29 protein-coding genes are annotated in these 25,926 nt (G+C 70.5%); 19 read left to right on the forward strand and 10 right to left on the reverse strand.

The window, feature by feature from the left end; translation table 11 throughout:
* Window positions 1-12 precede the first annotated feature (12 nt).
* Genes CU254_RS09950 through CU254_RS09970 form a run of 5 tightly spaced genes read left to right on the forward strand, consistent with a single transcriptional unit; the run spans window position 13 to window position 4,634 of the window.
* Window positions 13-1,209, forward strand: a complete 1,197-nt coding sequence (locus CU254_RS09950; RefSeq protein ID WP_009075211.1) for an MCE family protein — start codon at window positions 13-15, stop codon at window positions 1,207-1,209.
* Window positions 1,206-2,408 carry an MCE family protein gene (locus CU254_RS09955; RefSeq protein ID WP_037713131.1) on the forward strand — a complete coding sequence of 401 codons (1,203 nt, stop codon included), beginning with the start codon at window positions 1,206-1,208 and terminating at the stop codon, window positions 2,406-2,408. The genes CU254_RS09950 and CU254_RS09955 overlap by 4 nt, the downstream gene beginning before the upstream one ends.
* On the forward strand, window positions 2,408-3,649 hold the full coding sequence (locus CU254_RS09960) for an MCE family protein (protein WP_009075214.1): 1,242 nt from the start codon (window positions 2,408-2,410) through the stop codon (window positions 3,647-3,649). The genes CU254_RS09955 and CU254_RS09960 overlap by 1 nt, the downstream gene beginning before the upstream one ends.
* Window positions 3,649-4,149: a hypothetical protein gene (locus CU254_RS09965; protein WP_037713133.1), complete on the forward strand. Its 501-nt coding sequence runs from the start codon at window positions 3,649-3,651 to the stop codon at window positions 4,147-4,149. Before CU254_RS09960 ends, CU254_RS09965 begins: the two co-directional genes overlap by 1 nt.
* On the forward strand, window positions 4,146-4,634 hold the full coding sequence (locus CU254_RS09970; protein WP_050788140.1) for a hypothetical protein: 489 nt from the start codon (window positions 4,146-4,148) through the stop codon (window positions 4,632-4,634). The genes CU254_RS09965 and CU254_RS09970 overlap by 4 nt, the downstream gene beginning before the upstream one ends.
* On the opposite strand, the gene CU254_RS09975 is transcribed toward CU254_RS09970, so the two are convergent.
* Together CU254_RS09975 and CU254_RS09980 are read right to left on the reverse strand one after the other, a co-directional pair.
* A complete protein-coding gene (locus CU254_RS09975; protein WP_009075218.1) occupies window positions 4,631-5,554 on the reverse strand; it encodes a methylenetetrahydrofolate reductase in 924 nt (307 codons plus the stop codon). The genes CU254_RS09970 and CU254_RS09975 overlap by 4 nt on opposite strands.
* A gap of 26 nt (window positions 5,555-5,580) precedes the next feature.
* Window positions 5,581-5,931: a MerR family transcriptional regulator gene (locus CU254_RS09980; RefSeq protein ID WP_037713136.1), complete on the reverse strand. Its 351-nt coding sequence runs from the start codon at window positions 5,929-5,931 to the stop codon at window positions 5,581-5,583.
* Window positions 5,932-6,027: 96 nt separating this feature from the next.
* Here CU254_RS09980 and CU254_RS09985 point away from each other — a divergent pair, with 96 nt between their 5' ends.
* Complete coding sequence (locus CU254_RS09985) at window positions 6,028-6,906, forward strand: NmrA family NAD(P)-binding protein (protein ID WP_009075222.1); 879 nt, start codon at window positions 6,028-6,030, stop codon at window positions 6,904-6,906.
* Window positions 6,907-6,944: 38 nt separating this feature from the next.
* Here the strand turns inward: CU254_RS09985 and CU254_RS09990 are convergent, their stop codons facing one another.
* Together CU254_RS09990 and CU254_RS09995 are read right to left on the reverse strand one after the other, a co-directional pair.
* Window positions 6,945-8,090, reverse strand: coding sequence for a GDSL-type esterase/lipase family protein (locus CU254_RS09990; RefSeq protein ID WP_037713140.1), 1,146 nt, complete (start codon window positions 8,088-8,090; stop codon window positions 6,945-6,947).
* A 44-nt stretch (window positions 8,091-8,134) separates the two neighbouring features.
* Window positions 8,135-8,617 (reverse strand): hypothetical protein, encoded by a 483-nt coding sequence (locus CU254_RS09995; protein ID WP_037713141.1) that lies wholly within the window; start codon window positions 8,615-8,617, stop codon window positions 8,135-8,137.
* Between the two features lie 71 nt (window positions 8,618-8,688).
* Between CU254_RS09995 and CU254_RS10000 the strand changes: the two genes are divergently transcribed.
* From CU254_RS10000 to CU254_RS10010, 3 genes are all read left to right on the forward strand, one after another.
* Window positions 8,689-9,927: an aminotransferase class I/II-fold pyridoxal phosphate-dependent enzyme gene (locus CU254_RS10000; RefSeq protein WP_009075227.1), complete on the forward strand. Its 1,239-nt coding sequence runs from the start codon at window positions 8,689-8,691 to the stop codon at window positions 9,925-9,927.
* A 66-nt stretch (window positions 9,928-9,993) separates the two neighbouring features.
* Window positions 9,994-11,088 carry an FAD-dependent monooxygenase gene (locus tag CU254_RS10005; protein ID WP_037713144.1) on the forward strand — a complete coding sequence of 365 codons (1,095 nt, stop codon included), beginning with the start codon at window positions 9,994-9,996 and terminating at the stop codon, window positions 11,086-11,088.
* 27 nt (window positions 11,089-11,115) lie between these two features.
* Complete coding sequence (locus CU254_RS10010) at window positions 11,116-11,577, forward strand: YbjQ family protein (protein WP_009075230.1); 462 nt, start codon at window positions 11,116-11,118, stop codon at window positions 11,575-11,577.
* A 111-nt stretch (window positions 11,578-11,688) separates the two neighbouring features.
* On the opposite strand, the gene CU254_RS10015 is transcribed toward CU254_RS10010, so the two are convergent.
* Window positions 11,689-13,485 carry a long-chain fatty acid--CoA ligase gene (locus tag CU254_RS10015; protein ID WP_009075231.1) on the reverse strand — a complete coding sequence of 599 codons (1,797 nt, stop codon included), beginning with the start codon at window positions 13,483-13,485 and terminating at the stop codon, window positions 11,689-11,691.
* A gap of 112 nt (window positions 13,486-13,597) precedes the next feature.
* Between CU254_RS10015 and CU254_RS10020 the strand changes: the two genes are divergently transcribed.
* The 7 genes from CU254_RS10020 to CU254_RS10050 all read left to right on the forward strand — a co-directional run bounded on the left by CU254_RS10020 (window position 13,598) and on the right by CU254_RS10050 (window position 18,996).
* Complete coding sequence (locus CU254_RS10020) at window positions 13,598-14,008, forward strand: hypothetical protein (RefSeq protein WP_009075233.1); 411 nt, start codon at window positions 13,598-13,600, stop codon at window positions 14,006-14,008.
* Window positions 14,009-14,017: 9 nt separating this feature from the next.
* Window positions 14,018-14,812, forward strand: a complete 795-nt coding sequence (locus CU254_RS10025; RefSeq protein ID WP_009075235.1) for a metallophosphoesterase — start codon at window positions 14,018-14,020, stop codon at window positions 14,810-14,812.
* 27 nt (window positions 14,813-14,839) lie between these two features.
* Entirely contained in the window at window positions 14,840-15,277 is a 438-nt protein-coding gene (locus tag CU254_RS10030; RefSeq protein ID WP_009075237.1) for an SRPBCC family protein, read from the forward strand.
* Window positions 15,278-16,435 (forward strand): ArsA family ATPase, encoded by a 1,158-nt coding sequence (locus CU254_RS10035; RefSeq protein ID WP_009075239.1) that lies wholly within the window; start codon window positions 15,278-15,280, stop codon window positions 16,433-16,435. It begins immediately after the preceding gene.
* Entirely contained in the window at window positions 16,432-16,890 is a 459-nt protein-coding gene (locus CU254_RS10040) for a hypothetical protein (RefSeq protein ID WP_037713145.1), read from the forward strand. Before CU254_RS10035 ends, CU254_RS10040 begins: the two co-directional genes overlap by 4 nt.
* Before the next feature lie 15 nt (window positions 16,891-16,905).
* Complete coding sequence (locus tag CU254_RS10045; protein ID WP_037713148.1) at window positions 16,906-17,832, forward strand: ROK family protein; 927 nt, start codon at window positions 16,906-16,908, stop codon at window positions 17,830-17,832.
* A gap of 294 nt (window positions 17,833-18,126) precedes the next feature.
* The gene (locus CU254_RS10050; protein WP_100266747.1) at window positions 18,127-18,996 is read left to right on the forward strand and encodes an NUDIX domain-containing protein; all 870 of its coding nucleotides are present in this window, start codon (window positions 18,127-18,129) and stop codon (window positions 18,994-18,996) included.
* A 748-nt stretch (window positions 18,997-19,744) separates the two neighbouring features.
* Here the strand turns inward: CU254_RS10050 and CU254_RS10055 are convergent.
* On the reverse strand, window positions 19,745-20,533 hold the full coding sequence (locus CU254_RS10055; protein ID WP_009075247.1) for an oxidoreductase: 789 nt from the start codon (window positions 20,531-20,533) through the stop codon (window positions 19,745-19,747).
* 107 nt (window positions 20,534-20,640) lie between these two features.
* Here CU254_RS10055 and CU254_RS10060 point away from each other — a divergent pair, with 107 nt between their 5' ends.
* Window positions 20,641-21,207: a TetR/AcrR family transcriptional regulator gene (locus tag CU254_RS10060; RefSeq protein WP_037713150.1), complete on the forward strand. Its 567-nt coding sequence runs from the start codon at window positions 20,641-20,643 to the stop codon at window positions 21,205-21,207.
* Here CU254_RS10060 and CU254_RS10065 read toward each other — a convergent pair.
* From CU254_RS10065 to CU254_RS10080, 4 genes are read right to left on the reverse strand one after another with little or no spacing between them, the layout of a single operon-like run.
* Window positions 21,204-21,659, reverse strand: a complete 456-nt coding sequence (locus tag CU254_RS10065; RefSeq protein WP_009075251.1) for a YdeI/OmpD-associated family protein — start codon at window positions 21,657-21,659, stop codon at window positions 21,204-21,206. The two genes, CU254_RS10060 and CU254_RS10065, sit on opposite strands and share 4 nt — an antisense overlap.
* 18 nt (window positions 21,660-21,677) lie before the next feature.
* On the reverse strand, window positions 21,678-22,817 hold the full coding sequence (locus CU254_RS10070) for a glutamate--cysteine ligase (protein WP_009075252.1): 1,140 nt from the start codon (window positions 22,815-22,817) through the stop codon (window positions 21,678-21,680).
* 10 nt (window positions 22,818-22,827) lie between these two features.
* Window positions 22,828-23,379, reverse strand: coding sequence for a hypothetical protein (locus CU254_RS10075; protein WP_009075254.1), 552 nt, complete (start codon window positions 23,377-23,379; stop codon window positions 22,828-22,830).
* Complete coding sequence (locus CU254_RS10080; RefSeq protein ID WP_037713153.1) at window positions 23,376-24,143, reverse strand: carboxylesterase; 768 nt, start codon at window positions 24,141-24,143, stop codon at window positions 23,376-23,378. Before CU254_RS10080 ends, CU254_RS10075 begins: the two co-directional genes overlap by 4 nt.
* A 216-nt stretch (window positions 24,144-24,359) precedes the next feature.
* Between CU254_RS10080 and CU254_RS10085 the strand changes: the two genes are divergently transcribed.
* Together CU254_RS10085 and CU254_RS10090 are read left to right on the forward strand one after the other, a co-directional pair.
* Complete coding sequence (locus tag CU254_RS10085) at window positions 24,360-25,121, forward strand: 1-acyl-sn-glycerol-3-phosphate acyltransferase (protein ID WP_037713154.1); 762 nt, start codon at window positions 24,360-24,362, stop codon at window positions 25,119-25,121.
* 20 nt (window positions 25,122-25,141) lie between these two features.
* A complete protein-coding gene (locus CU254_RS10090; protein ID WP_009075260.1) occupies window positions 25,142-25,630 on the forward strand; it encodes a polyadenylate-specific 3'-exoribonuclease AS in 489 nt (162 codons plus the stop codon).
* The last annotated feature ends 296 nt before the right edge of the window (window positions 25,631-25,926 follow it).

Here is a 25,926-nt window from a genome sequence, read left to right on the forward strand (position 1 = left end):
CGCGGAGGCGTCATGACCGTCGAAACGCGCGCGGGGCGCAGCCTCGTAACCTGGCTGGGATTCGCTTGTGTGGCCGCGCTTTTGCTGACCGCGGGCATCTACCTCGTATTGCGCGACACCGGCGGGACGAAGATCTCGGCGTACTTCGGCAAGACCGTCGGCCTGTACGCCGGTTCGTCGGTGCGCGTGCTGGGCGTCGCGGTCGGCCAGGTCACCGCGGTGACGCCGGAAGGCCAAGCGGTACGGGTCGACATGAAGGTGAACGACGACGTCCCGATCCCGAAGGACGTCGGCGCGGTCGTCGTTTCGCCGAGCCTGGTGAGCGACCGGTACGTCCAGCTGACCCCGGCCTACGACAGCGGCCCGACGCTCGCCAGCGGGACCGTGCTGGCGCGCGACAAGACGGCGACGCCGGTCGAACTGGACGACCTCTACGCGAGCCTCGACAAGCTGTCCACCGCGCTCGGACCCAACGGGGCCAACAAAAACGGCGCGTTCTCCGACCTGCTGGACACCGCCGCGGCCAACCTCAAGGGCAACGGCAAGGACCTGAACTCGACCGTCAGCAGGCTCGCCGAACTGGCCGGCACGCTCGACGATTCGAAGGACGACCTGTTCTCCACGGTGAAGAACCTGAACTCCTTCACCTCCGCACTGTCCCAAAGCGACAGTCAGCTGAACGAGTTCTACCGGCGGCTCGCGGACGTCAGCGGGTTCCTCGCCGACGATTCGCACGATGTCGGCGCGGCGCTCGATTCGCTGTCCACGTCGTTGCAGGACGTGAAACAGTTCGTGGCGGACAACAAGAACGGCCTTTCGTCCAATGTGGCCAAACTGGCGTCGCTGACCAAGGTGCTGGTGGACCAGCGGGCCGCGCTCGCCGAGGTGCTCGACATCGCGCCGACCGGGGCGACGAACTTCATCAACACCTACGACGCGGCGTCCGGCACGATCGCGGTGCGCGACAACCTGAACGAGATCACCAATCCGCCGATCCTCACCGTCTGCAGGCTGATCAGCGCGGGCACGCCGAAGCCGCTGCCGGACACGCTGGGCAACATCTGCAAGAAGCTCGCGCCGGTGCTCGACGGCACGCTCAAGCTGCCGTCCATCCCGCAGGCGCTGAACTCGCTGCAGAACGGCCAGTTGCCGCCGTTGCCGCTGCCGCTGACGGACGTGCTGACGCAGAAACCCGGAGGCGCCAAGTGAAACGCCTCCGCAAACGGCTGGCGGGCGCGCTCGCCGGGGTGCTGGTGCTCGCCGGGTGCAGCGACGGCGGGTTCAACGGGCTGTACTCGACGCCGTTGCCCGGCGGCCCGGACGTCGGCGACCATCCGTACCACGTCACCGCGTTGTTCACCGACGTGCTGGACCTGGTGCCGCAGGCGAACGTGAAGGTGAACGACGTCGCGGTCGGCCGGATCGACCGGATCGCGCTCACGCCGGACACCCGGTCCGCGCTCGTGTCGATGACGGTGAACGGCGATGTCCAGCTGCCCGCCAACGCGCGCGCCGAACTGCGCCAGTCCAGCCTGCTCGGCGAGAAGTTCGTGCAGCTGAGCGCGCCGACCGCGGAGAAACCGGCGGGCAGGCTCGCCGACGGGGCGCAGATCCCGCTCGGGCGCACGAACCGCAATCCGGAGATCGAAGAGGTGCTGGGCGCGTTGTCGTTGCTGCTCAACGGCGGCGGCGTCGACCAGCTGCAGAACATCAGCCACGAACTCAACGACGCGCTGTCCGGCAACGAACCGCAGATGCGCGCGCTGCTGTCCCGAGTGGACGAACTGGCCACCCAGCTGGACGGCCACAAGGGCGAGATCCTGCGCGCGATCGACGGACTCGACAAGCTGTCCGCCACGCTGGTCGGGCAGAAGCAGAACCTCGCCACCGCGCTGGACAAACTCGCGCCGGGGCTGAAGATCGTCGCCGACCAGCGCGACCAGCTGGTGGGGATGCTGAACGCGCTGAACAAGCTGTCCGGCGTCGCGGTCGACACGGTGAACCGCAGCCGGGACCAGCTCGTCGCGAACCTCAAGGCGCTGGAACCGACGCTGCGCCAGCTCAGCGCGGCGGGCCAGGACCTGCCGAACGCGCTGCGGATCCTGCTCACCTACCCGTTCCCGGACTACGCGGGCAACGTGATCAAGGGCGACTACGCGAACGTCGACGCGCGGATCAACCTCGATCTCGACAAGCTGGTGCAGAACTTCACGAACTCGTCGCAGCCGCCGTTCCAGCTGCCGACGCCCTCGACCCCTTCGGTGCCCGGGGGTGCTCCGCCTGCTGCCGGGCAGGGGACGCCGCAATTGCCGTTGCCGCTTCCCAACACGCCGTCGAGCGGCGGAGCGAAACCGGGGTACGGCGGGGTCTTGGGCGGATTGCTCGGCGGTCTGGTGGGAGGCGGCTGATGAACACGCGCAAAACCCGGATCCAGCTGCTGGTGTTCTTCGTGATCGCCGTCGTGTCGGTGACGTACGCGGGCGGCCGGTATGCCGGTCTCGACCGGATCTTCGGCAATCGCGGCTACCACGTGACGCTCAAACTTCCCGACTCCGGCGGGGTTTTCGTGAACTCCGAGGTCGCTTACCGCGGCGTGACGGTCGGCCGGGTCGGGGCGATGACGCTCACCCCGCAGGGCATCGACGTCCGGCTCGACATCGACTCCGGCGGCCCGGACATCCCGTCCGCGCTGCACGCGCAGGTGGCGAACCGGTCGGCGGTGGGGGAGCAGTTCGTGGACCTGCTGCCGGACCGCGAATCCGGGCCGTACCTGGAGGACGGCGCGGTGATCGCGCAGGATCGCACCTCGCTGCCCGCGACGCCGGATTCGGTGCTCACGCATCTCGACGGGCTGGTCGCGAGCGTCCATCCGGAATCGCTGAAGACCGTGGTGGACGAGACGTACGACGCGTTCGCCGGTTCCGGGCCGCAGCTGCAGAAGTTGTTGGACAGCACCAGTTCGCTCACCGCGACCGCCGCCCAGTACGTGCCGGACACGCAGGGGCTGCTGGCGAATTCCCGCACGGTTTTCGCGACGCAGGAACGGCAGGCGCAGAACATCACGGCGTTCGCGTCCGGGCTGAAGACGATCGCCGGCCAGCTGAAGTCGTCGGATCCGGCTCTCCGCAAGGTGATCGACGAGGCTCCGCAGCTGAGCCGCCAGATCAGCGACGTGCTCGCGACGTCCGGGACCGACCTCGGGGTGCTGTTCGCGAACTCGCTCACCACCGCGCAGGTCACCTCGATGCGGAAGGACGCGATCGAGGAGCTTTTGGTGGCGTACCCGGTGATCTCCGCGTTCTCGCCGACGACCTCGCCGGACGGCACCGGACATCTGGGCGTGGTGTTCAACTTCTTCGATCCGCATTCGTGCACGAAGGGGTACGAGGGCACGAAACAGCGTCCGGCCAACGACACGAGCGACGCGCCGGTCAACATGAACGCTTACTGCGCGGAGCCGCCGGGCAGCCCGACCGAGGTGCGGGGCGCGCAGAACGCGCCGTATGCCGGGAAGCCGCCCGCGATTCCGGCCGCGCCCCAGGCTTCCGCGCCTTCGGACCAGGCGTCGCAACAGCAGTTGCCGGGTCTGCTGGGGCAGCTGACCGCGCCGTTGAAGGGCGGGCTCGGAGCGTTGCTGGGCGGTTCGTGATGGGATCCTTCTGGAACACGCGGGTGCTGACCGCGCTGGCCGCGGTCGCGGTGCTGGCCGCCGCGTGGTTCGGCTGGTCGTGGTGGAGCGCGGCGCAGGACGACAGCCTGGCCCGAGGCCGCGCCCGGGACGCCGTGCTGGCCGCTGCGAGCACGGAACTGGTCACGCTGAACACGATCGACTACCGCACGAGCGCGGTCGACGTCGACCGCTGGATCGCCGCGACGACCGGGCAGTACGGCAAGGACCTCTCCGGCGACCGGCAGCTGCAGATCGACCGGGCCAAACGCACCAAAACCGTGTCGACAGCGTCGCTCGTGCAGGCCGCGGTCACCGACCTGAACCCTTCGGCAGGAACTGCACGGCTGATCGCGGTCCTGAACGTCCGCGTGAGCACCGGCGACGGCGCGCCTTCAGCGAAACAAGCGCGCTTGGCCGTGGACTTCGCGCGAGACGGCGACACGTGGAAGATCGGCGGCGTGCAGGCGGTGGGCTCGTGAACCGGCGGACGATCACCGCCGCCGTGGCCGCGGTCGCGCTGGCGTGCGCGGTGTGGTTCGGGGTGCAGGCGTCTCTGTTGCAGCCCGAGGACGACGAGGCGATGGTCGACCCCGCGGCGACCGCGCAGGTCACCGACCAGGTCAGCGCCGCGGTGAAGGCGGTTTTTTCCTACGACTACGCGAATCTGGACCGCACCGCTCGCGCCGCGGCGGAGGTGCTGACCGGTTCGGCGGTGGGGCAGTACCAAAGCCAGTTCGCCGCGGCCCGGCAGCGCGCGACGAACGAAAAGCTCGTCCGGACGACGACGGTGCGCGCGGTCGGGGTCCGTTCGCTGCGCGGCGATGACGCGAGTTTGCTGCTTTTCCTGGACCAGCAAACGATTCTGCCGGGCGGGGGCGCGCCGCAGTCGTCGGTGGGTCAGCTGTCGGTGACTGCGCATCGGACCGACGGGCAGTGGAAGATCACTGCGTTGGATCCGCTTTAACCGGTTCGGCCGAGCAGTTCGCCGACCTCGCGGGCGAGAGACACCGAGGCTTCGATCTCGACCTTCCGGATCGACACGCTTTCCACGAGAAACCCGAAGGGCGTCCCGAGCTTGCGGCAGAAGGCGGCCAGCTCGCGCGCGTTCGCCAGGCACTGCTCGTACGACTCGGCCAGCGTGTCGTCCGCGTGCCGCAGCGAGTTCTCCAGCCAGCGCGGGACGTGGACGCCGAGCCACTTCAGGAACGCCAGCGTTTTCGCCGAACCGCAGACCGAGAGGGTGAACAGCACCGGCTTGGGTTCGATGCCCTGCTCGCGGCAGGTGTAGAAGTAGTCGGAGACCATGCTCTTGGCCGCGTCGGCGCTGTAGATCACCTGCGAGATGAAGTACGCGCAGCCGGCCCGCTGCTTGGCGATCAGGCGCAGGTGCTCGTCGGGCCGTTCGGTGATGGCGACGCCGCCGAGCAGCAGGTCCGGGCGCACCTCCCGGCGCAACGCCTGTGCCTCGGACAGCCGGGTGTGCACCTCCTTGCCCTTCGAAGACGCCCCGACGAAGACGGACAGCACGCGGTCGGTGTCGGCGGTGCGCAGCCAGTCCCGCAGCTCGTCCCCGGGGTACTTGCCGACGCACCGGTAGACGACCGCCGGACGGTCCCACTCGCTGAGATAGTCCGCGTGGTAGACGGCCGGGTCGAGGGTCGGCAGGTAGGGAAACGGCCGCTCCTCGGGGTTGCGGTCGCTCTCGTCGTCGATGTCGTAGAGGGCGAGCCCGTCGACGTCCAGTTCGCTGAGCCGCGCCAGCGTGGCGGCGGTGATCTCCTGGATCCGCTCCGGGGAGTTGCTCAGGCGCGGCGGGGTGATGCCGAACAGGAGAACACCGCTGTCGGCGCCGGTGAGCAGCTGCTGGAGAGTGTGGTCCGCCATGAGGCGGAAGTTAGCAGCCGGGTCCGTCAGGCGTCGGTCCGGCGCTGGATCACTGTGTCGAGCGCCGCGCGGGACGACTGGAGCCGCGCCAGCGCCGCGTCGATCCGGTCGCGTTCGCCGCGCAGCCGTTCGAGCACTCCGTCGCACGCGGGCGTCAGCGGTTCGTCCCGGACGCACGAGCCGATCTCGGCGATCGTCGCGGTCGGCAGGCCCGCAGCGAGCAGCTCCCGGATGCGCCGCACCGCGCTGACGTCGGCTTCCGCGTAGTCGCGGTAGCCGTTCGGGGTGCGAGCAGGGTGCAGGAGACCCTGTTTTTCGTAGTACCGCAGCAGTTGCTCGTCGACGCCGGTCCGCTTGGACAGTTCCCCGATGCGCATGTGACCTGGCTCCGATGACTTGACCTTGTAATCGGTTTCAAGGATTAGCGTCGCGATCGCCGAAGTCAAGCGGCAGTGATCCAGGAGGAATGACACATGACGAAGGTGCTGGTCGCGGGGGCCACGGGAATGCTGGGCAGCGAGATCGCGGCGAGCCTGCTGCGCCGCGGCGCGCGGGTGCGGGCGCTGGTCCGGCCGGAGAGCGCGGGGGCCGAGGCGGCGCGGACACTGAAAGAACACGGCGCGGAAATCGTCCAGGGGACGCTCGATCGCCCCGGCCGCGCACTGGAGGGCGTGGACGTGGTTGTCTCCGCGGTGCAGGGCGGCCCGGCCGTCGTCGTGGACGGGCAGCTCGCCCTGTTGCGCGCCGCGGAGAAGGCGGGCGTGTCCCGGCTGATCCCGTCGGACTTCGCGGTCGATCTGTTCCGGCTCGACGACGGGGACAACGTCTTCCTCGACGACCGGCGGAAGGCGCACGAGGCGTTCGCCGGTACCGAGGTTCAGGTGACGTCTGTCCTCAATGGCGCGTTCCACGAGGTGATGACCGCGCCGTTCCTCGAAATCGTCGATTGGGACCGCGGAACGTTCAGCTACTGGGGCGACGGCGACGAGCCGTGCGATTTCACCACCGTGGCGGACACTGCGGCCTACACCGCCGCGGTGGCGCTGGAGGAGGACGTTTCCGGGCCTGTCCGGGTAGCCGGCGACGTGCTGTCCATGAAGGACTTCCACGCGGCGTTGGAGCGCGGTTCCGGCCGGAATCTCGCGCTCAAGCGCCTCGGCAGCACGGAGGACCTCGCAGCGGAGATCAAGCGGCGCAAGTCCGCCGCGTCCGGTCCGACGGATTATGTCGCGCTGCAATACGTCTGGGCGATGGTCACCGGGAAGGCGAAGTTGTGGCCGCTCGACAATGACCGTTACCCGGACATCCGCCCGACCGGGATGGCGGAGTTCGCGCGCCGGTTCGCGCGCTGAACGAGCGTGGCCTCAGGCAAGGCTTGAGGCCACGAGTCTCATTCCGCGAACGGACCGCCGTCCCCGAAGACCTGTTTCGCGAACCGTTCCCCGACCAGCCGGTGCGTGGCCGCGTCCGGATGGAGCGCGTCCGGCAGCGGATGCGCGGCGAAATCCTCTTCGCCGTACAGCGAAAGCCCGTCGACGTAGTGCAGCGCCGGATCCTGCCGGTCCCGGACGACCCGCGCCAGTTCCTTCCGGATCACCTTCAGCGTCAGCTTTCCCTCCGCAGTCTCGGCCGGATCGCCCGTTGCCTTGAAGCGGAGCGTTCCGGTGCTGAAGTCCGGCGCTCCCGGACCCGGCGTGTCCTCGTGGATCGGGCACAGCAGCGGCGAAACGACGACCAGCGGAACGTCCGGATGCCCCTCCCGGATCGTGTCCAGGAATCCGTGCACCGCCGGGCCGAAAGCGCGCAGCCGCATCAGGTCGGCGTTCACGATATTGATCCCCAGCTTCACGCTGATCAAGTCGGCGGGAGTGTCGCGAAGAGCCCGCGCGGTGAACGGGTCCAGCAGCGCGCTTCCGCTGAAGCCCAGGTTGACCAGGCCGACCCCGGCGGCAGCGGCGGCCAGCGCGGGCCACGTCTGCGCCGGGCCCGCCGCGCCGGTGCCGTGGCTGATCGAACTGCCGTGGTGCAGCCAGACGCGCCGCGCGGGCGGCAGCGGGGAGATCGGGGCGGTGGTGCGCAAGGCGACCAGCCGGGTGGTTTCGTTGTGCGGCAACCAGATCTCGACGTCCTTCACGCCCGAGGGCAGGTCGGAGAACCGGACCGTGCCGGACGGGCCGGGGCGGGTTTCGCCCTCGCCGGTCATCATGTCGAGGATCAGTTCGTCGCCGCCGGAGACGGTCGCGGAGCCGGCCGGGCGTCCGTCCAGCACCAGCTCGTACCCGCCGTCGGGCAGCGGCGGCACGCCCACGTAGCCGACCTTCGTGCGGTGGGTGTCCAGTTCGACGGCCGTCGACTCGGTGCGGAACGCCAGGCGCACGCCGGACGGCTGGGTCTCCGCCATCGCGAGCCTGCTGTCGGTGTTCTGCGCCCGCGCCCGCGCGGGCAGCCGGTGCGGCAGCAAGCCCTGCGGCGTGCGTTCCAGCTCGAGCGCGCCGCGCACGAACTCCTCGCCGATCTCGGTGGTGATCCACTGCATGCCGCCGAGTCTGCCGTCCGCGGCCGCGCGCCGCCAACGGGATATCAGCCGTCCCAGACCCCGGGGCCCTGGCGCAGCACCGCGACCGGCGCGGCCCCGGCGGACGGCCACAGGTCCAGCACGTACCGGAAATGCTCGCCGAACTCGTGGTCGTGCCATTCCGCGTCCGGCGGTCCGCTCTCCACATAGGACACTCGGACCCGGTACCGCCCGGGCGGGACCGCGATCCGGTGCTCCCGGCCCGCGTAATCGGCGGGACCGGCCAGCGTCGCCGCGCCGCCGGGGACGTCGAGATCGGCTTCCACGACGTGGGACGCGTCCGGCCGCACCGGCGGCGCGGAGGCGGCGACCGACACGTCGACCTCGACCCAATCGGAGCGCGCGGTCGCCACGGAGAGCGACGAGGGCTCCACCGCGACGCGGTGCGCCGACACCGCCTCGTCGGTCCACCCGCCATCGCCGGGACGCCAGGCGTCCTTGTCCCGCAAGGAGAACTGCCGTTGGTCGGCATGCACCAGGTACCGCACGGGCCCCACGCTAGCCCACGAGAGCCGGGGGGCGCCCAAACTGGCTTGTGCGCGCGGTTTAGCGTGGTGGTATGACCACAGCTCCTGTCGATGTCGACACTGCCCGTCGCGACTACGCCGCGCTGGTCGAGCGCGGACTGTCCCTGGACATCACCCGCGGCAAGCCGTCGCCCCGGCAGCTCGACCTGTCCGCGGATCTCCTGACGCTGCCGAACGGCCAGTACAAGGCCGAGGACGGCACCGACACCCGCAACTACGGCGGGCTCAAGGGGCTGCCGGAGCTGCGCCGCATCTTCGCGGACGCGCTGCAGGTGCCGGTCGAGCAGCTGTTCGCGGCGGGCAACTCCAGCCTGGAGCTGATGCACGACACCATCGCGCAGGCGATGCTCAGCACCCTGCCCGGCGCGCCGCGCCGCTGGGCCGACGAGCCCCGGATCGCGATGCTGTGCCCGGTGCCCGGCTACGACCGGCACTTCGCGCTCGCCGAGCGGTTCGGCATCGAGCTGATCCCGGTGCCGATGACCGAGACCGGCCCGGACATGGACGTCGTCGAGCGGCTCGTCGCCGAGGACGCCGCGGTCAAGGGCATCTGGTGCGTGCCGAAGTACTCCAACCCGACCGGCGTCACCTTCAGCGCCGAGGTCGCCGGGCGGCTCGCCGCGATGCCCGCCGCCGCGCCGGACTTCCGGATCATCTGGGACAACGCCTACGCGGTGCACCACCTGACCGACGACGAGCCGGAGCTGGCCGACATCCTCGCCCTCTGCGCCGAGGCCGGGAACCCGGACCGCGCGTTCGTGTTCGGCTCCACCTCGAAGATCACCTTCGCCGGGGCCGGCGTCGGGTTCTTCGGCGCGTCCGAGGCGAACCTCGCCTGGTGGCAGAGCGTGCTGAGCAAGCGCACCATCGGCCCGGACAAGGTCAACCAGCTGCGCCACGCGCTGTTCCTCAAGGACGCCGACGGCGTCCGCGCGCTGATGCGCAAGCACGCCGAGCTGATCGCGCCCAAGTTCGCCGCCGTCGAGCGCATCCTCTCCGAGGAGCTGAGCGACCTGGCGACCTGGACCAAGCCGACCGGCGGGTACTTCATCTCGCTGACCGTCCCCGAGGGCACCGCGAAGGAGGTCGTGCGGCTGGCCAAGGAGGCGGGCGTCGCGCTGACCCCGGCCGGGGCCACCCACCCGCACGGCAACGACCCGGCCGACGCGGTCATCCGCATCGCGCCGACCTTCCCCGAGCTGGCCGAGGTGGAGGAGGCCGTCCGCGCCCTCGCTGTCTGCGTGCGGCTCGCGGTCGCCCAGCGCGCCTGATCGCCCGGTCTGTGCCGCCGCCACCCGCTACGGTGGCGGCGGCACAGTCGTTTCCAGGGGGGCGCGATGCGGGTATTGATCGCCGGCGGCGGAGTCGCGGGCACGGTCACGGCGATGGCGCTGCACCTCGCCGGGCACGAGCCGGTGGTGTACGAGGCGCATCCCAGCGGGGGAGCGGACGCGGGCGCGTTCCTCGTCGTGATGCACAACGGCATGAACGCGTTGCGCGCGATCGACGCCGACCGCCCGGTGATCGAAGCGTCCTTCGCCTCGACCGGGATGGAAGTCGTCGGCCCGGACGGAGCCACGCTCGGCGCACACGAATTCGACCGCGACCTCGACGGCCCGCGCACCCTCACTCGCGCCGCGCTTTACCGTGCGCTGCAACAGGAAGCGGAACGCCGCGGCATCCAGATCGTCCACGGCAAACGGTTGGTTTCCGCCACTAAGGGCGGCACCGCGACTTTCCAGGACGGCACCACCGCGTCCGGCGATGTGCTCGTCGGCGCGGACGGCCTGCATTCCGTCGTCCGCACGCTCATCGACCCGCAGGCCGAACCGCCGCGCTTCACCGGCCTGACCGTGGTTTACGGCTACACGCGTGCCGAAGGACTTCCTCCCGCGCCCGGCCTCTACCGGATGTTCCGCGGCAGCCGCGCCGCGTTCGGCTACACCACCGATCCCGACGGCGCGACGTACTGGTTCGCCCGCGTGCCGGACGCGGAGCGCACGCGGACCGAGATCGCCGCCGTCACCCCGGAAGGCTGGCGCGAGTTCGCCCGCGCCGCCTTCGCGGACGACCCGCTGCCGTGCGCCGCGATCGTGGCCGCGACCGGCGACGACGTGCACGGCGGCCACTCCTACGACCTGCCGACCACTCGCCGGTGGTCGACGTCGTCGATGGTGCTGGCCGGAGACGCCGCGCACGCGGCGTCCCCCGCGGCCGGGCAAGGCGCGTCGATGGCGCTGGAAGACGCGGTGGTGCTCGGCCAGTGCCTGCGCGATCTGCCGGACGCGCCCGCCGCGTTCGCGGCCTACGACCGGTTGCGCCGCGCCCGGGTCGAGAAGCTCGTGGCGGCCAGCGCGGGGCAGGACGTCGGGGAAGAGCGAGGGTGGGCATACCGGCATCATCTGGACTGGACCGCGCGAATCACAGCGTGAGCGGCTCGCCGACGATACGATCCGCGCATGACTCAAGCCGCGCCACCGCAGCAGTTCCCGATCCTGCTGTCGACGATGAACGATCTGCCCGGGTACCGCGTAGTCCGCGTGTTCGGCGAGGTCTTCGGGCTCACTGTCCGCAGCCGCAACATGTTCTCCAACATCGGTTCCGGGTTCAAGGCGATGGGAGGCGGCGAGCTGAAGGGCCTCACGAAGCTGCTGTCCGACTCGCGCCACGAAGCCCTTTTCCGGCTGTGCCAGGAGGCCATGCAGCACGGGGCCAACGCGGTGCTCGCGCTGCGTTTCGACTGCAACGAAATCGCTGGCACGGCCAGTGAAATCGCCGCGTACGGCACCGCGGTGTACGTGGTCCCGGACGGCGCTCAGCAGCAGCAACAGCAGGCCCCGCAACAGCAGCAGGCCGCCCCGCCGCAGCAGTACGCGCAGGCGCCGCAGCAGCAGTACCAGGCACAGCCGCCGCAGGCCTGAGCCCTCGACAGAGTTGCCCGTGCGTCCAGCCGTTCGGCGGACGCACGGGCAACTGGTCGTTTCCGTTGCGGTGCCGGGAAACCGGGAAGGCGGCCGCCTCCCCGTCCCGCGTCACTTCCGGTACAGCGCCTCGATGTCGGACGCGTAGTTCTTGTTCACCACGTTCCGCTTCAGCTTCAGGCTCGGCGTGATCTCGCCGCCCGCCTCGGTGAAGTCGTTGGCCAGCACGGTGAACTTCTTGATCGCCTCCGCGTGCGACACCTGCTTGTTCGCCTCGTCGACCGCCGCCTGGATCTCCGCGCGCAGGTCGGCGTCCTCGGCCAGTTCCGACACCGTCGCCGAGTCCGGCTTGCCGTGCTGGGACTTCCAGGCCGGGAAGTACTCCTCGTCGATCGTCACCAGCGCGGCGATGAACGGGCGCTGGTCGCCGACCACCATCACCTGGCTCACCAGCGGCGAGGCCTTGATGGTGTCCTCGAGCCCGGACGGGGCGACGTTCTTGCCGCCCGCGGTCACGATGATCTCCTTCTTGCGGCCGGTGATCTTGAGGAAGCCTTCGGAGTCCAGTTCGCCGAGGTCGCCGGTGTGGAACCAGCCGTCGGTGAGGGCTTCCGCGGTCGCTTCGGGGTTGTTGTAGTACCGGCCGAACACGACGTCGCCCTTCAGCAGGACCTCGCCGTCCTCGGCGATGCGCACCGAGGTGCCCGCGACCGGACGCCCGACGGTGCCGACGCGGAACGCCGCGCTGGTGTTCACGTTCGCCGCCGCGGAAGTCTCGGTGAGGCCGTAGCCCTCGAACACCGGCACGCCGATGCCGCGGAAGAAGTGCGCCAGCCGCGCGCCCAGCGGGGCCCCGCCGGACACCGCGGCGATGCACCGGCCGCCCAGCGCGGCGCGGAGCTTGCCGTACACCAGCTTGTCGAACACCAGGTGCTTCGCGCGCAGGCCGAGCCCGGCGCCGCCCTTTTCCTGCGCCTCGCTGTACGCGACCGCGGTGGCCTCGGCGGCGTCGAAGATCTTGCCCTTGCCGTCGGCGTGCGCCTTCTGCTTGGCGGTGTTGTAGACCTTCTCGAACACGCGCGGCACGGCGACCACGAACGTCGGCCGGAAGGTGCCGAGGTCGGGGACCAGGTTCTTCACGTCCGGCGTGTGGCCGAGGGTGACGCGGGCGGTGAGCGCGGTGATCGCGATCGCGCGGGCGAGGATGTGCGCCAGCGGCAGGAAGCACAGCAGCGAGTTGCCCTGCTCCATCAGCTCGGGGAAGGCCTCGATGTCCGCGCGGATCTCGGCGAGCAGGTTCCGGTGGGTCAGCTCGACGCCCTTGGGCCGCCCGGTGGTGCCCGAGGTGTAGACGATGGTGGCCGTCTCGTTCGCGGTGACGCTCCGGCGGCGGGTGTGCAGGTCCTCGTCGGACACCTCGGCGCCGAGCGCGGTCAGCCGGTCGATCGCGGGGGAGTCGCCCTCGATCTGCCAGGTGTGCTCCAGCGTGCTGAGCCGCCCGCTGATCTCCTCGACCGCTTTCCGGTGCGCGCCGGTCTCCACGACGACGGCCTTGGCCGCCGAGTCGGAGAGGATCCAGTACACCTGTTCGGGCGAGGACGTTTCGTAGATCGGCACGGTCACCGCGCCGGCGGCCCAGATCGCGAAGTCGACCAGCGTCCACTCGTACCGGGTCTTCGACATCAGCGCGACCCGGTCGCCGTGCCCCACGCCCGCCGCGATCAGGCCCTTGGCCACGGCCGCGACCTGGTCGGCGAAGTCCTTCGCGGTGACGTCGAGCCAGGTGCCCTCGACCTGCCGCCGGAAGCTGACCACGTCGGAGAACCGCTCCGCGTTCGCCCAGACGACATCGGCCAGGTTCTCGTCGTCGGTCACCGGTTTCCCGGCGGGGGCGCTGTATTCGCGCACGTGGACCTCCGTGTTCGACGCGTGCGGTTACCCGCCAGTCAACTTAGCGTGCCGTAGACCTTAAGACCAGGCTGGCACGGGGCGCGCGGCGAGGTCGTGACATCGTGTCCGGGTGCACGAACAGCCAGCTCTCGATCTTGTCGACGAGACCTTCCTCGTCGTGCCGCCGTCCACCGTCGCGGCGGCCTTCGCCGACCCCCGCTCGTGGCGCCGGTACTGGCCGGACCTCGAATTGCGGGTCTACACCGACCGGGGGGACAAGGGCCTGCGCTGGACCGTCACGGGCGCCTTGATCGGTACCATGGAGGTCTGGCTGGAACCCGTTCTCGACGGCACCGTGCTGCACTACTTCCTCCGGGCCACGCCTGCCGGTCCCGGCGGCGTCCCGCGCGAGCTGAGCCCGCGCGAACTGCGCCGCGAATTCGACTGGCGGGCGCGCGCGGCGAAGGACGTGGCGCTGGGGCTGAAGGAGATCCTCGAGGACGGGCGCGAGCCGGGGGTTCCGCCCCGGACCGTCGAGTAGGAGGCTCTTGTGCGGGTTCACGTCGTTTCGGACGTGCACGGCAACGCCGACGCGCTGAAGCGGGCGGGGGACGGGGCGGACGCGCTGGTCGTGCTCGGCGACCTGCTCGACTTCGTCGACTACCACGACCACGACAAAGGCATCATGGGCGTGCTGTTCGGCGCGGAGAAGGTCGGCGAGTTCGCCCGCCTGCGCCGTGAAGGCACCAGGGACGAGACGGTCGCCTACTCGCGCACGCTGTGGGCCACTCTGGACGATCCGGCGGCCGCGGTCGACGAAGCGGTCCGGGAGCAGTACTCCACGTTGTTCGCTTCGATGACCGCGCCGACGTACGCGATCCCCGGCAATGTCGACGCGCCGTCGGCGTGGCCGGAGTTCGCCGGCGAGGGCGTGCACCTGGTCGACGGCGAGGTGGTGACCATCGGCGGCCTGCGGTTCGGCTTCGCCGGCGGCGCGGTGCTGCCGGACGGCGTGCTCCCGCGTCCGCGCAAGGGCGCGGCGTGGCGGCCGTACCTGCGGGCGCGCGAGGAGTTCGACGCGGCGGTGTCGCTGCTGGACGAGGTCGACGTCCTCTGCACGCACATCCCGCCCGCGGTGCCCGAGCTGACCTACGACGTGGTCGCGCGCCGCGCCGAACTCGGGTCGAAGGCGCTGGTCGACCTGATCCTGCGGCAGCGTCCGCGCTGGTCGGTGTTCGGGCACGTGCACCAGCCGCTGGCCGCGCGGCGCCGGGTCGGGCACACCGAGTGCCGTAACGTAGGTCACTTCAAGGAGACCGGGCAGCCCTACGTGCTGCGCTGGTGACTGTGCTGTCCGGCTACGCTTCGTCCCATGGCCGAGCAGTCCACGCAGTCCATCGAGGTCGACGCCGAGCCCGCGCGGGTCATGTCGGTGATCTCCGATTTCCCCGCGTACCCGGAGTGGGCCAAGGCGGTCCGCGAGACCGAGGTGCTCGCGACCGACGACTCGGGCCGGGCGAAACAGGTGAAGCTCACCCTCGACGCCGGGCCGATCAAGGACGTGTACACGCTCGAGTACGACTGGGACGACAACGGTCTCGGCGTCAGCTGGCACCTGGTCAAGGGCCAGATGCAGAAGGCGCAGAACGGCCGGTACGCGCTCGAGCCGCTCGGCGGCGGGCGCACCCGCGTCACCTACACGCTGTCGGTCGAGCTGGCGCTGCCGATGATCGGGCTGCTGCGGCGCAAGGCGGAGAAGATGGTCATGGACACCGCGCTCAAGGAGCTCAAGCGCAGGGCCGAGGGCTAGATGCGCATCCTGCTGTTCACCGGCAAGGGGGGTGTCGGGAAGACGACGCTCGCCGCGGCTACCGCTGCCGCGCTCGCCGGCCGCGGCAGGAAGACGCTCGTGGTGTCCACCGACCCGGCGCATTCGCTCGGCGACGCGTTCGGCACCCCGCTCGGCGGCGAACCCTCCGAAGTGGACCTCCGCCGCGACGGCACGCCGGCCGGGCTGTGGGCGGCGCAGGTGGACTCGCGGGCGCTGGCCGACCGCACCTGGCACGAGCTGCGCGGCGAACTGCGGAAAGTGCTGGCCGGAGCCGGTCTGGACATCCTGGACGCGGAAGAGCTGACCGTGCTGCCGGGCGTCGACGAGCTGCTCGCGCTGAGCGAGGTGCGGCGGCTTGCTTCGCAGGGGCCGTGGGACACCGTGGTGGTCGACTGCGGTCCGACCGCGGAAACGCTGCGGCTGCTTTCGCTGCCGGAAGCCGTGTCGGGTTATTTGGGCCGGGTGTTCGGCAACCGCCGGGTCGCGGCTTCGGTGCGGAAGCTCGGCGCGCATCTCGACGCGCTGCGCGAGCTGCTCACTGACCCGCGCGTGACGACCGTGCGGCTGGTGCTGACCCCGGAACGAGTGGTGGTCGCCGAGGCCCGGCGCACGCTCACGTCGCTGGCGCTGCGCGGCATCGCGGTCGACGGCCTGATCGCCAACCGGCTCATGCCCGCGCCCGGATTCTGGCGCGGTTCGGCGGCGAAATGGCTGCGCACGCGGCGCGAGCAGCAGGACGCGGTGCTGGCGGAACTGGCCGAGGCCGGGTTCGGCCCCGGCGAGCTGGCCCGCGTCGAGCACCGGGCGAGCGAACCGGTGGGCGCCGAAGCGCTCGCGGAACTGGCCCGCGAGCTGTACGGCGGCCGGGATCCGTTGTCCGGCAACGGAAAACCGGTCACGCCGCTGCTGTCGGTCGCTGCCGACGGGGACGGCTTCCGGCTGCGGGTCGCGCTCCCGCTGGACCGGGATTCGGCGGTCGACCTCGCCCGCGTGGACGACGACCTGGCGATCACCGTCGACGGGTTCCGCCGCCTGGTCGCCCTGCCCGAGACGCTGCGCCCGTGCCGGATCACCGGCGCGGAATCCGATGCCGACGGCCTGGTGGTCAGCCTGGTCGGGAACCGGGGACCCGGGTGAGCGAAGAACACAGCGACGCCGACGGCCTGAAGCTGGCCGAGGAGATCCGGCTGCTGGTCGAGATGGTGCTCGAACGCGCCGCGCCGTGGCTGGAAGGGGTGCTGGCCGCCGGGCACGGTTCGCCGGAGGAACCGGGCGCGTCCGATGTGGAGGACAGCACTTCGGGATGCGGGTGGTGCCCGCTGTGTGCGATCGTCGCCGTCGTGCGCGGCGAGCGGCCGGAGTTCGTGGCCCGGGTTCTCGAACAGGCGGCCCAGCTCGTCGCGTTGCTGCGGGCGGTGCTCGCGGACCGCTGGGAGCCGGAGGAGGGCGTGCACATGCCCGGGTTCCGGCCCGCCGCGCATCCGCCCGCGACCGCCGCGGCGGCGGCGTCTTCGTCTTCGGAGCCGTCGTCGCGGGTCCAGCACATCGCCGTCCGCAAGCGCGCGGACTGGCAGCCGGAGCGGGAGAACTGATTGCTGACCGTAGGGGTGGACGTCGGCGGCACCAGCGTGCGCGCCGGCGTCGTGGACGAGCGCGGCTCGCTGCTGGACACGGCGCGCGTCGGGACGCCGAGCGAGGAGAGCGCCCTCGAGGACGCCATCGCCGGGGTCGTCGAGGATCTGCGCAACCGGCACGACGTCGCCGCGGTCGGCCTCGCGGTGGCGGGCTTCGTGGCCCGGGATCGCCGCACGGTGATGTTCGCGCCGCATTTGGCCTGGCGCAACGCCCCGGTCGCGGACCGGATCGCCAAGCGGGTCGGCCTGTCGGTGACGCTGGAGCACGACGTCAATTCGGCGGTCGTGGCCGAACACCGCTTCGGCGCCGCGCGCGGCGCCGGGGTGGCTGCCCTGGTCGCGCTAGGCACCGGCATCGGCGCGGGCTTGCTGCTGGACGGCGAGATTTACCGCGGAGCCCACGGAGTCGCCCCGGAACTGGGCCACCTCACCGTGGTGCGCGACGGCCGCGCGTGCCCGTGCGGCAAGTACGGCTGCTGGGAGCGCTACTGCAGCGGAACAGCTTTGGCCGCGACCGCGGTCGAGCTGCTGGCGCGGTACCCCGGCCGTTCCACCGTGCTGTCCCGGGAAATCGCCGGCGACCCCGGCTCGGTCACCGGCCGCCGAGTGGCCCGCGCGGCCCGCGACGGCGACCCGATCGCCTTGCGCGCCATGGCCGAGCTGGCGAAATGGCTGGGCGAGGGCTTGGCGCTGGTGGCGGACGTCTTCGACCCGGAGATCATCGTGATCGGCGGGGGAGTGTCGGAATCCGCGCCGCTGTTCCTGGACGAGGCGCGGGAGCATTACTCCGGGGCGATCACGGGTGCGCGGCACCGCCCGTTGGCGCGGATCCGCACGGCGCATCTGGGGGATGACACCGCGATCGTCGGGGCGGCTGCGTTGGCGATGGACACGTTGTGAGTGTTGGTGCCGGTGAGAACTGGCGGCGGTGCGCACAAGGGGCTCTCGGCGGGATGAACGCGCCCGAGGCGCGGGGCTGGTCGTTGCCGCGGATTCGGACGGTTGCGTTGGCGATGGACACGTTGTGAGCGGCTGCGCCGGTGAGAACCGGCGGGCACGACGGGGTGTCGGCGGGATGGATGCGCGCGAGGTGCGGTGCTGGCCGTTGGCGCGGATCCGAGAACCGGCGTCGGCGGGCACGAGGGGTTCTCACCGGGATTAACACGCACGAGGTTCTGTGGAAGGCTGGGCCGGGTGACGCCCATGACCGCCAACCGCTTCGTGCGGTGTTCTTGCGGCAGGCAGCACTGGGGCGCGTTCGGTGCGGCCGGACTGTTGTTGTGTGATCCCAGCCGAGGCGTGCTCTTGCAGCGGCGTGCGTGGTGGGTGCACAACGGCGGTACCTGGGCCTTGCCCGGCGGTGCGCTCGAAGCCGGCGAGACGGTGCACGAGGCCGCTGCCCGCGAGGCGTGGGAGGAAGCCGCGATCCCCGCGTCCGCGTTCCGCGCGATGTCCGCTTCGGTGCTGGACCACGGCGAATGGCAGTACACGACCGTGCTCGGGCTGGCCGACAGCGCCCTGCAGGCCACGGTCGCGAACGAGGAAAGCGCCGAGATGCGCTGGGTCCCGCCGGACGAGGTCGCCGCGCTCGACCTGCACCGCGATTTCGCCCTCGCCTGGCCGGTGCTGCGCGAGCAGCTGGGCCGCGAACTGGTCCTGGTGGTCGACGCCGCGAACGTGATGGGCTCCCGCCCCGACGGCTGGTGGCGCGACCGGCACGGCGCCGCGGAACGGCTGCGCGACCAGCTGACCGCCCCCGCCGAACACGGCCTGCGCGACGACGTGACCGGCATCGGCGCGGGCCCGGCGTGGTCCTGGTGGCCCCGGGTGGTGCTGGTGGTCGAGGGCAAGGCCCGGGGAGTGGAACCGATCCCGGGCGTCGAGGTCGTCGCAGCGGAGACCGACGGCGATTCGAAAATCGTCGAGGTCACCGCTGCCGCCAGGGAACGCCCCGACGACCACGTCGTGGTGGTGACGGCCGACCGCGAACTACGCGGCCGAGTCGGGGCTCTCGGCGCACGGGTGCTGGGGCCGGGGACGTTGTTGCGGGAGCTGGGCGGCTGAGCGGTCCAGCGTGGTCGAGTCGGGGCTTGTGGCGCGGGTGTTGGGGCTGGGGATGTTGTTGCGGGAGCTGGGCGGCTGAGCGGTCCAGCGTGGTCGAGTCGGGGCTTGTGGCGCGGGTGTTGGGGCTGGGGATGTTGTTGCGGGAGCTGGGCGGCTGAGCGGTCCAGCGTGGTCGAGTCGGGGCTTGTGGCGCGGGTGTTGGGGCTGGGGATGTTGTTGCGGGAGCTGGGCGGCTGAGCGGTCCAGCGTGGTCGAGTCGGGGCTTGTGGCGCGGGTGTTGGGGCTGGGGATGTTGTTGCGGGAGCTGGGCGGCTGAGCGGTCCAGCGTGGTCGAGTCGGGGCTTGTGGCGCGGGTGTTGGGGCTGGGGATGTTGTTGCGGGAGCTGGGCGGCTGAGCGGTCCAGCGTGGTCGAGTCGGGGCTTGTGGCGCGGGTGTTGGGGCTGGGGACGTTGTTGCGGGAGCTGGGCGGCTGAGCGGTCCAGCGTGGTCGAGTCGGGGCTTGTGGCGCGGGTGTTGGGGCTGGGGACGTTGTTGCGGGAGCTGGGCGGCTGAGCGGTCCAGCGTGGTCGAGTCGGGGCTTGTGGCGCGGGTGTTGGGGCTGGGGACGTTGTCGCCGGAGCTGGGCGGCTGAGCGGACGTCGCTCACCTTCGGCAGCCAGTTGGCGGGACCAGGCGGCGACGGATCACGAGCAGTGCACCCAGTTCGGCGATCCCGCCCCGCCAGCTCTCCGCGGCCCCCGTCAGTCGTCACACGGTCTTCACCGAACCCCCGTCCACCAGATGATCCGTGCCGGTGATGCTCGCGGCCACAGGCGACGCCAGGTACGCGATCAACGCAGCCACCTCGGCCGGTTCCACCAGTCGTCCGGTCAGCATTCCGGCACCGGCGGGCAGACCGGCCAGCAAATCCTTGTGCGACAACCCCATCGACGAAGCCAGTTCGGCACCGTAGCTGTCCGGACCTTCCCACAGCGCGGTGCGAACCGGGCCCGGCGAGACGGTGTTGACCCGTACTCCTCGCGGGCCGAACTCCTCCGCTAACGCCTTCCCGAACGCCGTCAGCGCGGCTTTCGCGGTGGTGTAAGCGATCGGGCCCGAATGCGGCATCCGCGCACCGTTCGAGGAAACCGTGACGATCGCGCCTCGCCGTTCGATCAGATGTGGCAGCGCGGCACGGGAAGCCCGGACCGCGGCGAGGAAATTCAGCTCCAGCAGGTCCGTCCACTGCTCGTCCGTGACCGACAGGAAACCGCCGGCCTGCCCGCTGGCATTGTCGCCGCCGCCGACGTTGTTCACCAGGACGTCCAAGCCGCCTAGTTCCGCGACGGCCTGGTCGATCAACCGTCCGGGGCCCTCCGCGGCGGAGAGGTCCACCGCGACCGGCACCGCGCCGGTTTCCTTCAGTTCCGGCGTGATCGTGCGGGCGGCGGCCACCACGCGCATCCCCTCGCCGATCAGCGCGGAGACCGTGGCGAGGCCGATTCCCCGGCTCGCTCCGGTGACGACGGCGGTCTTGCCGGTCAGCTGCAGGTCCATCGGAAATCCCCCAAAGTCGGGTCAAGGTCGATGCGACTAAGCTAGCAGTTGCAACACGAGTGTCGCAACTATGACTCGAGTAGCAACCATGGCGTAAACTGGGCAGCATGGAGAAACGGGCCCTGCGCGCGGACTCGGAACGGACGGCCCAGGCGATCCTCGAGGCGGCCGAACGCGTGCTCAGTGACAACCCGGCGGCGACGATGGAGCAGATCGCCGAGGCCGCGGGCGTCTCGCGCACCACCGTGCACCGCCGGTTCGCCAGCCGGGACGCGCTGGTGGACGCGATGACCCTCTGGGCGACCCAGCAGTTCCACGACGCGCTCGCCAGCGTCCGGCCCGACGTCACGCCTCCGCTGGTCGCGCTTTACCAGGTGACCGCGAAGGTGCTGAGCGTCAAGCTCCGCTGGGGATTCGCGATGAACGCGCATCCGGCGGAAGACGGCGTGCTGACCCCGGACGTGGTCGCCCAGTGCGACGTCTTCTTCCGGCGGCTGGAGGAAAGCGGCGCGCTGCGGCCCGGCGTCGACCTCGTCTGGGCGCGCCGCGTGTACTGCGCGCTCATCCACGAAGCAGCGCAGGACCAGGACTCCGCCGACCCGGACGTGCTGGCCACCCGAGTGGTCGACACGGTGCTCGGCGGCTTCGGCAAACCGGGCGTGACGATCAGCTAGGCCAGCCCGTCCCCGGCAAGCTCGGCGACGATCTTCGCGATCCGCCGTTCCCGGGTTTCGGCGCGCTTGGCCGAGGTGACGGCTTCGGCCCGTTCCCGTTGGGCGGTAAAGGAAAGCTTGTCGAACGCGGCCCGCGCGCCGGTCCGCCGCGCCAATGCCGACGCCAGGTCGTCCGGCAGTTCGACGGTCCGCTCGGCGAGGTCGGCTTCGAGCGTGACCTCGACCGTCTCCCCGGCGGCGACTCCGGCCGCCTCGCGGTTCGCCGCGCTGAGCGGCAGCATGAACTCGCCGGAGTAGACCGAGACGGTGCTGCGGTAGGTGTGCGGGCCGATCATCACCCGCACCTTCGGCCGCCGCCCCTGGTCGAGGGCCTCGACGACCTCGGCCGGGACCCGAAGGCCGGTGGCGGTTTTGCCGTTGAGCTCGACGAGCGTGCGGAACGTATGCGACATCGGTGCCTCCCGGCCCAGCTAAGCGTGTGGGACGCCGTCGCGCATCTCGGTGACCAAAGCGGCGACTACGGCCTTCAAGGACCCGTTGTACTGCTTCGCGACCGCCCGCTGCCGCTGATAGCTCGCGCCGACCTGGAGAATGTTCTCGACATCGCGCAGTTCGCGGACGCAGTCCAGCCGCTTGGCGACCGGTTCCAGCCGGTCCAGCACGTCGGCGAGGTCTTCGGTGACGAGGCGTTCGCGGCCGGCCGCGTCGAGGATGACGATCGCGTCCAGGCCGTAGCGGGCGGCGCGCCACTTGTTCTCCTGCACGTGCCACGGCGGCAGCGCCGGCAGCGTCTCGCCCTTGTCGAGGCGGGCGCTGAAATCGTCCACCAGGCACTGCGTGAACGCCGAAATCGCGCCGACCTCCTGCAGCGTCGGCAACCCGTCGCACACGCGCATTTCGATGGTGCCGAAATGCGGGGCCGGGCGGATGTCCCAGCGGATCTCGGAGAAATGGTCGATCACGCCGGTGGTGAACATGTCCTCGACGTAGCCCTCCAGCTCCGCCCACTCGCGGAACTGGAACGGCAGCCCGGCGGTCGGCAGCTGCTGGAACATCAGCGCCCGGTTCGAGGCGTACCCGGTGTCCTCTCCGGACCAGTACGGCGACGACGCGGACAGCGCCTGCAGGTGCGGCTCGTAGCGCAACAGCCCGTCGAGCACCGGCAGCACCTTGTCCCGGTGGTCGAGCCCGACGTGGACGTGCACGCCGTAGATCAGCATCTGCCTGCCCCACCACTGGGTGCGGTCGATCAGCTTGGCGTAGCGCTCCTTGTCGGTCACCTTCTGCCGGTACCACGAGGAAAACGGGTGCGAGCCAGCGGAGAACACCTCGACGCCCAGCGGGTCGGCGACCCGGTGCACCTCGTCGAGCGCCTCGGCGAGGTCGTGTTTCACCTCGCCGACCGTGCGGCAGACGCCGCTGACCACCTCGATCGTGTTGAGCAGCAGTTCCTGTTTGATCCGGGGATGCTCGGGCGCGCCGTCCGGGCGGACCGCGGCGAGGAGTTCCTCCGCGACCGACCGCAGTTCGCCGCTGCGCCGGTCCACCAGCGCGAGTTCCCATTCCGCGCCGACGGTGGAACGCCGGGACGCCTGGAAGTCGATCCGCATGCCCGTCCGGTCAGACCTGGGCGCCGTTGCTGGGGTCCGCGCCCGGCGGCGGGCCCTGGCGCACGCGCAGCAGGAGCAGCGCGATGCCGGTGGCGAGCGAGAGGATGCCGAGCGGCGTGGCGAGCGCGGGACCGACCCCGATGAGGTTCGGCACGATCAGCAGCAGGAGCCCGACGACGAAGAACAGCAGCACGACGAACGCGCCCTTGCGCCAGCGCGGCAGCGGCGGGGGCTCCGGCGGCACGTAGTGCTCGTCGTCCTCGGCCGGGTCGCCGGAGAACATCGTGGTGTCCCAGTCGGCGCCGCCGGTGCGCCAGCCTTCCGAAGACGACACAGAAGGGGGCGCGGCCGGCGGCGCGGCAGGAGCGGGCGGGTCCGCGGCGGGCTTCGGCCTGGCCTTGCCCGCTTCGGGTTCGGTTCCGGAGGGCGCGTCGGGTTCGGCGCCGGAGAACGGGTCCTCGTCCAGGAACACGCCCACGCCCTCGGCCCGGAGGTCGGCCACGATCTCGGCGAACGTGGCGTCGACGTCCTCGGGTCCGTCCGCGCCTTTCCCCCGGTTCATCCGGCACCCACCTGTCCCGCCCGCAGCTTCCGGGCGAAGTCGACACTGCGGCTGAAGATCAGTTCCGCGTCGTGGTCCTGCGTCGCGACGTGGAAGCTGTTCTCCAGCACCACCTCGGTCACGTCCGTGCTCGAGATGCTGTCCAGCACGATCTGCGAGTTCTCGGGTTCGACGACGTGGTCGACCCGCGAGTGCAGCAGCAGCACCGGCTGCGTCACCTTCGGCAGGTCGGCGCGCACGATCTTCCACAGCCGGGCGAGGCTCGCCGCGGCTCGCACCGGCGTGCGCGGATAGGCCAGTTCGACCTCGCCGGGCTTCGCGATGTCGTTGCCGATCGCGCGGATCGACGGGACCACCCGCGACAGCAGCGGCAGCACCTTGGCGTCCAGGCTCAGCCGCGTGACCGACGGGTTGACCAGCACGAGGCCGGAGATGTCCGCGCCGAATTCCTCGGCGAGGCGGAGGGTGAGCGTGCCGCCCATCGACATCCCGCCGACGAACACCTGGTCGCACTCCGCGCGCAGGGCCAGCAGCGCCTCGCGCACCGTTGCGTACCAGTCCTGCCAGGTCGTCCGGTTCAGCTCGCGCCAGTGCGTGCCGTGGCCGGGCAGCAGCGGGCAGCGCACCGCGAAGCCCTCGGCGGCCAGGTGCTCGCCCCAGGCGCGCATGCCGGCGGGCGTCGCGGTGAATCCGTGGCAGAGCAGGAAGCCGGCCCCGGAGGATCCCGGGTGGGAGAACGGTTCCGCGCCGGCGAGCACGCCCATCACGAACGCCCTTCCGAATCGAAGCGGTGGAGTCCTCCCATGCTCTCACGCCGAAGCCGGGTTGTGGGGCCTACTCCGGAAGCGAGGATTCTTCCGTTCCCGCTGTGAGATCGGTCGCTGCCCCGGGTGACCGTCCGTTCTCTCGTTGTGCCGGCCGGTGCTCGTTCCGTACCCTGACCTGCCGGGGCCCGCGCGGGCAGGAAAGGACTGAACCCGGTGCTGTACTGGCTGATGAAGTGGGTGTTCATCGGGCCGCTGCTGAAGACGCTGTGGCCCACCAAAGTCGTCGGCGCCGAAAACATCCCCGAGACGGGTGGCGCCATCCTCGCCGGCAACCACCTCGCGGTCGCGGATTCGTTCTTCATGCCGCTGCGGGTCAAGCGCAAGGTCACCTTCCCGGCGAAATCGGAGTACTTCACCGAGCGCGGGTTCAAGGGCCTGCTCAAGAAGTGGTTCTTCACCGGCGTCGGCCAGTTCCCCATCGACCGCTCGGGCGGCAACGCCGCGCAGGCCGCGCTCGACACCGCGATCCGGCTGGTCAAGGACGGGCACCTGCTCGGCATCTATCCCGAGGGCACGCGCTCCCCGGACGGGCGGCTGTACAAGGGCAAAACGGGCGTCGCCCGGATCGCGCTCGAATCGCGCGGCGTGGTGATCCCGGTGGCCATGGTCGGCACGGACAAGGTCAACCCGATCGGCTCCCGGATGTGGTGGCCGCGGCGGCTCGAGGTGCGCTTCGGCAAGCCGCTCGACTTCTCCCGCTACGAGGGATTGGCCGGGGACCGGTTCATCGAACGGTCGATCACCGACGAGATCATGTACGCCTTGATGGAGCTGTCCGGACAGGAATACGTCGACATTTACGCGGCCAAGGCCAAGGAACTGCTCGCCGCCGAGGCGGCCGGGGTGAAGCCCGAGGTGCCGGCCCAGCCGCGCGGTCTCGACGTCGACCGGGTGCCGGAGACGAAGGCCGGGTAGCGCCCTACTAGAGTTCCCCGGTGCGTTTTTTCTACGACACCGAGTTTATTGAGGACGGCGTGACGATTGACCTGGTGTCGATCGGTGTCGTTGACGAGCGCGGGCGCGAGTTCTACGCCGTGTCCACCGATTTCGACCCGGGGCGGGCCGGGGCTTGGGTGCGGGAGAACGTGCTGCCCAAGCTGCCTTCGCCGGCGGATCCGGCCTGGCGGAGCCGGGAGCGGATCCGGACTGACCTGCTGGAGTTCTTCGGGAAGCCGCCCGGCGGGATCGAGCTGTGGGCCTGGTTCGCGGCTTACGACCACGTGGCGTTGGCGCAGTTGTGGGGGCCGATGCCTGCCTTGCCGCGGCAGTTGCCTCGGTTCACTCGGGATTTGCGGCAGCGGTGGGAGGACGCGGGGAAGCCTAAGTTGCCTGCTGCGCCTGGGGATCAGCATGACGCGTTGGCTGATGCTCGGCATAATTTGCAGCGGTGGGAGGTTATTGAGGCGGCGTTTCGGAGGCGGTGAGTCGTCTGGTCGCGGTCTCGGGCGGCTCGTCGCCCTGGCGGGCGACATTGCCGTCGTCTTGAGTTGCGTGGGGCACCCCGAAGTTTGATTGTGCTGACGGTCTGGGGGTGCTTGTCAAGGCGGGAAAGATGCCTTGACAAGCACCCCCAGACCGCAGGGAGGCTTCGTATCGGGGTTGGGGGAGGGGCTGGGTGCCACGCTGCTTGAGTGCACCGGCGGCGGTTTGTTGCGCGGCTTGGGGGGTGTGTTGCTTAGGGTTCGCGGCGTGCGGGTAGCGCCCCAATGTGGCATTGGGT

The sequence above is a fragment of the Amycolatopsis sp. AA4 genome, from assembly GCF_002796545.1.
GTDB lineage: Bacteria > Actinomycetota > Actinomycetes > Mycobacteriales > Pseudonocardiaceae > Amycolatopsis.

Coding starts and splice junctions, on each gene's coding strand:
- CU254_RS09950 (WP_009075211.1), top strand. CDS start 13: ATGACCGTCGAAACGCGCGCGGGGCGCAGCCTCGTAACCTGGCTGGGA.
- CU254_RS09960 (WP_009075214.1), top strand. CDS start 2,408: ATGAACACGCGCAAAACCCGGATCCAGCTGCTGGTGTTCTTCGTGATC.
- CU254_RS09965 (WP_037713133.1), top strand. CDS start 3,649: ATGGGATCCTTCTGGAACACGCGGGTGCTGACCGCGCTGGCCGCGGTC.
- CU254_RS09975 (WP_009075218.1), bottom strand. CDS start 5,554: ATGGCGGACCACACTCTCCAGCAGCTGCTCACCGGCGCCGACAGCGGT.
- CU254_RS09980 (WP_037713136.1), bottom strand. CDS start 5,931: ATGCGCATCGGGGAACTGTCCAAGCGGACCGGCGTCGACGAGCAACTG.
- CU254_RS09985 (WP_009075222.1), top strand. CDS start 6,028: ATGACGAAGGTGCTGGTCGCGGGGGCCACGGGAATGCTGGGCAGCGAG.
- CU254_RS09990 (WP_037713140.1), bottom strand. CDS start 8,090: ATGCAGTGGATCACCACCGAGATCGGCGAGGAGTTCGTGCGCGGCGCG.
- CU254_RS10000 (WP_009075227.1), top strand. CDS start 8,689: ATGACCACAGCTCCTGTCGATGTCGACACTGCCCGTCGCGACTACGCC.
- CU254_RS10005 (WP_037713144.1), top strand. CDS start 9,994: ATGCGGGTATTGATCGCCGGCGGCGGAGTCGCGGGCACGGTCACGGCG.
- CU254_RS10010 (WP_009075230.1), top strand. CDS start 11,116: ATGACTCAAGCCGCGCCACCGCAGCAGTTCCCGATCCTGCTGTCGACG.
- CU254_RS10030 (WP_009075237.1), top strand. CDS start 14,840: ATGGCCGAGCAGTCCACGCAGTCCATCGAGGTCGACGCCGAGCCCGCG.
- CU254_RS10035 (WP_009075239.1), top strand. CDS start 15,278: ATGCGCATCCTGCTGTTCACCGGCAAGGGGGGTGTCGGGAAGACGACG.
- CU254_RS10055 (WP_009075247.1), bottom strand. CDS start 20,533: ATGGACCTGCAGCTGACCGGCAAGACCGCCGTCGTCACCGGAGCGAGC.
- CU254_RS10060 (WP_037713150.1), top strand. CDS start 20,641: ATGGAGAAACGGGCCCTGCGCGCGGACTCGGAACGGACGGCCCAGGCG.
- CU254_RS10065 (WP_009075251.1), bottom strand. CDS start 21,659: ATGTCGCATACGTTCCGCACGCTCGTCGAGCTCAACGGCAAAACCGCC.
- CU254_RS10070 (WP_009075252.1), bottom strand. CDS start 22,817: ATGCGGATCGACTTCCAGGCGTCCCGGCGTTCCACCGTCGGCGCGGAA.
- CU254_RS10075 (WP_009075254.1), bottom strand. CDS start 23,379: ATGAACCGGGGGAAAGGCGCGGACGGACCCGAGGACGTCGACGCCACG.
- CU254_RS10080 (WP_037713153.1), bottom strand. CDS start 24,143: ATGGGCGTGCTCGCCGGCGCGGAACCGTTCTCCCACCCGGGATCCTCC.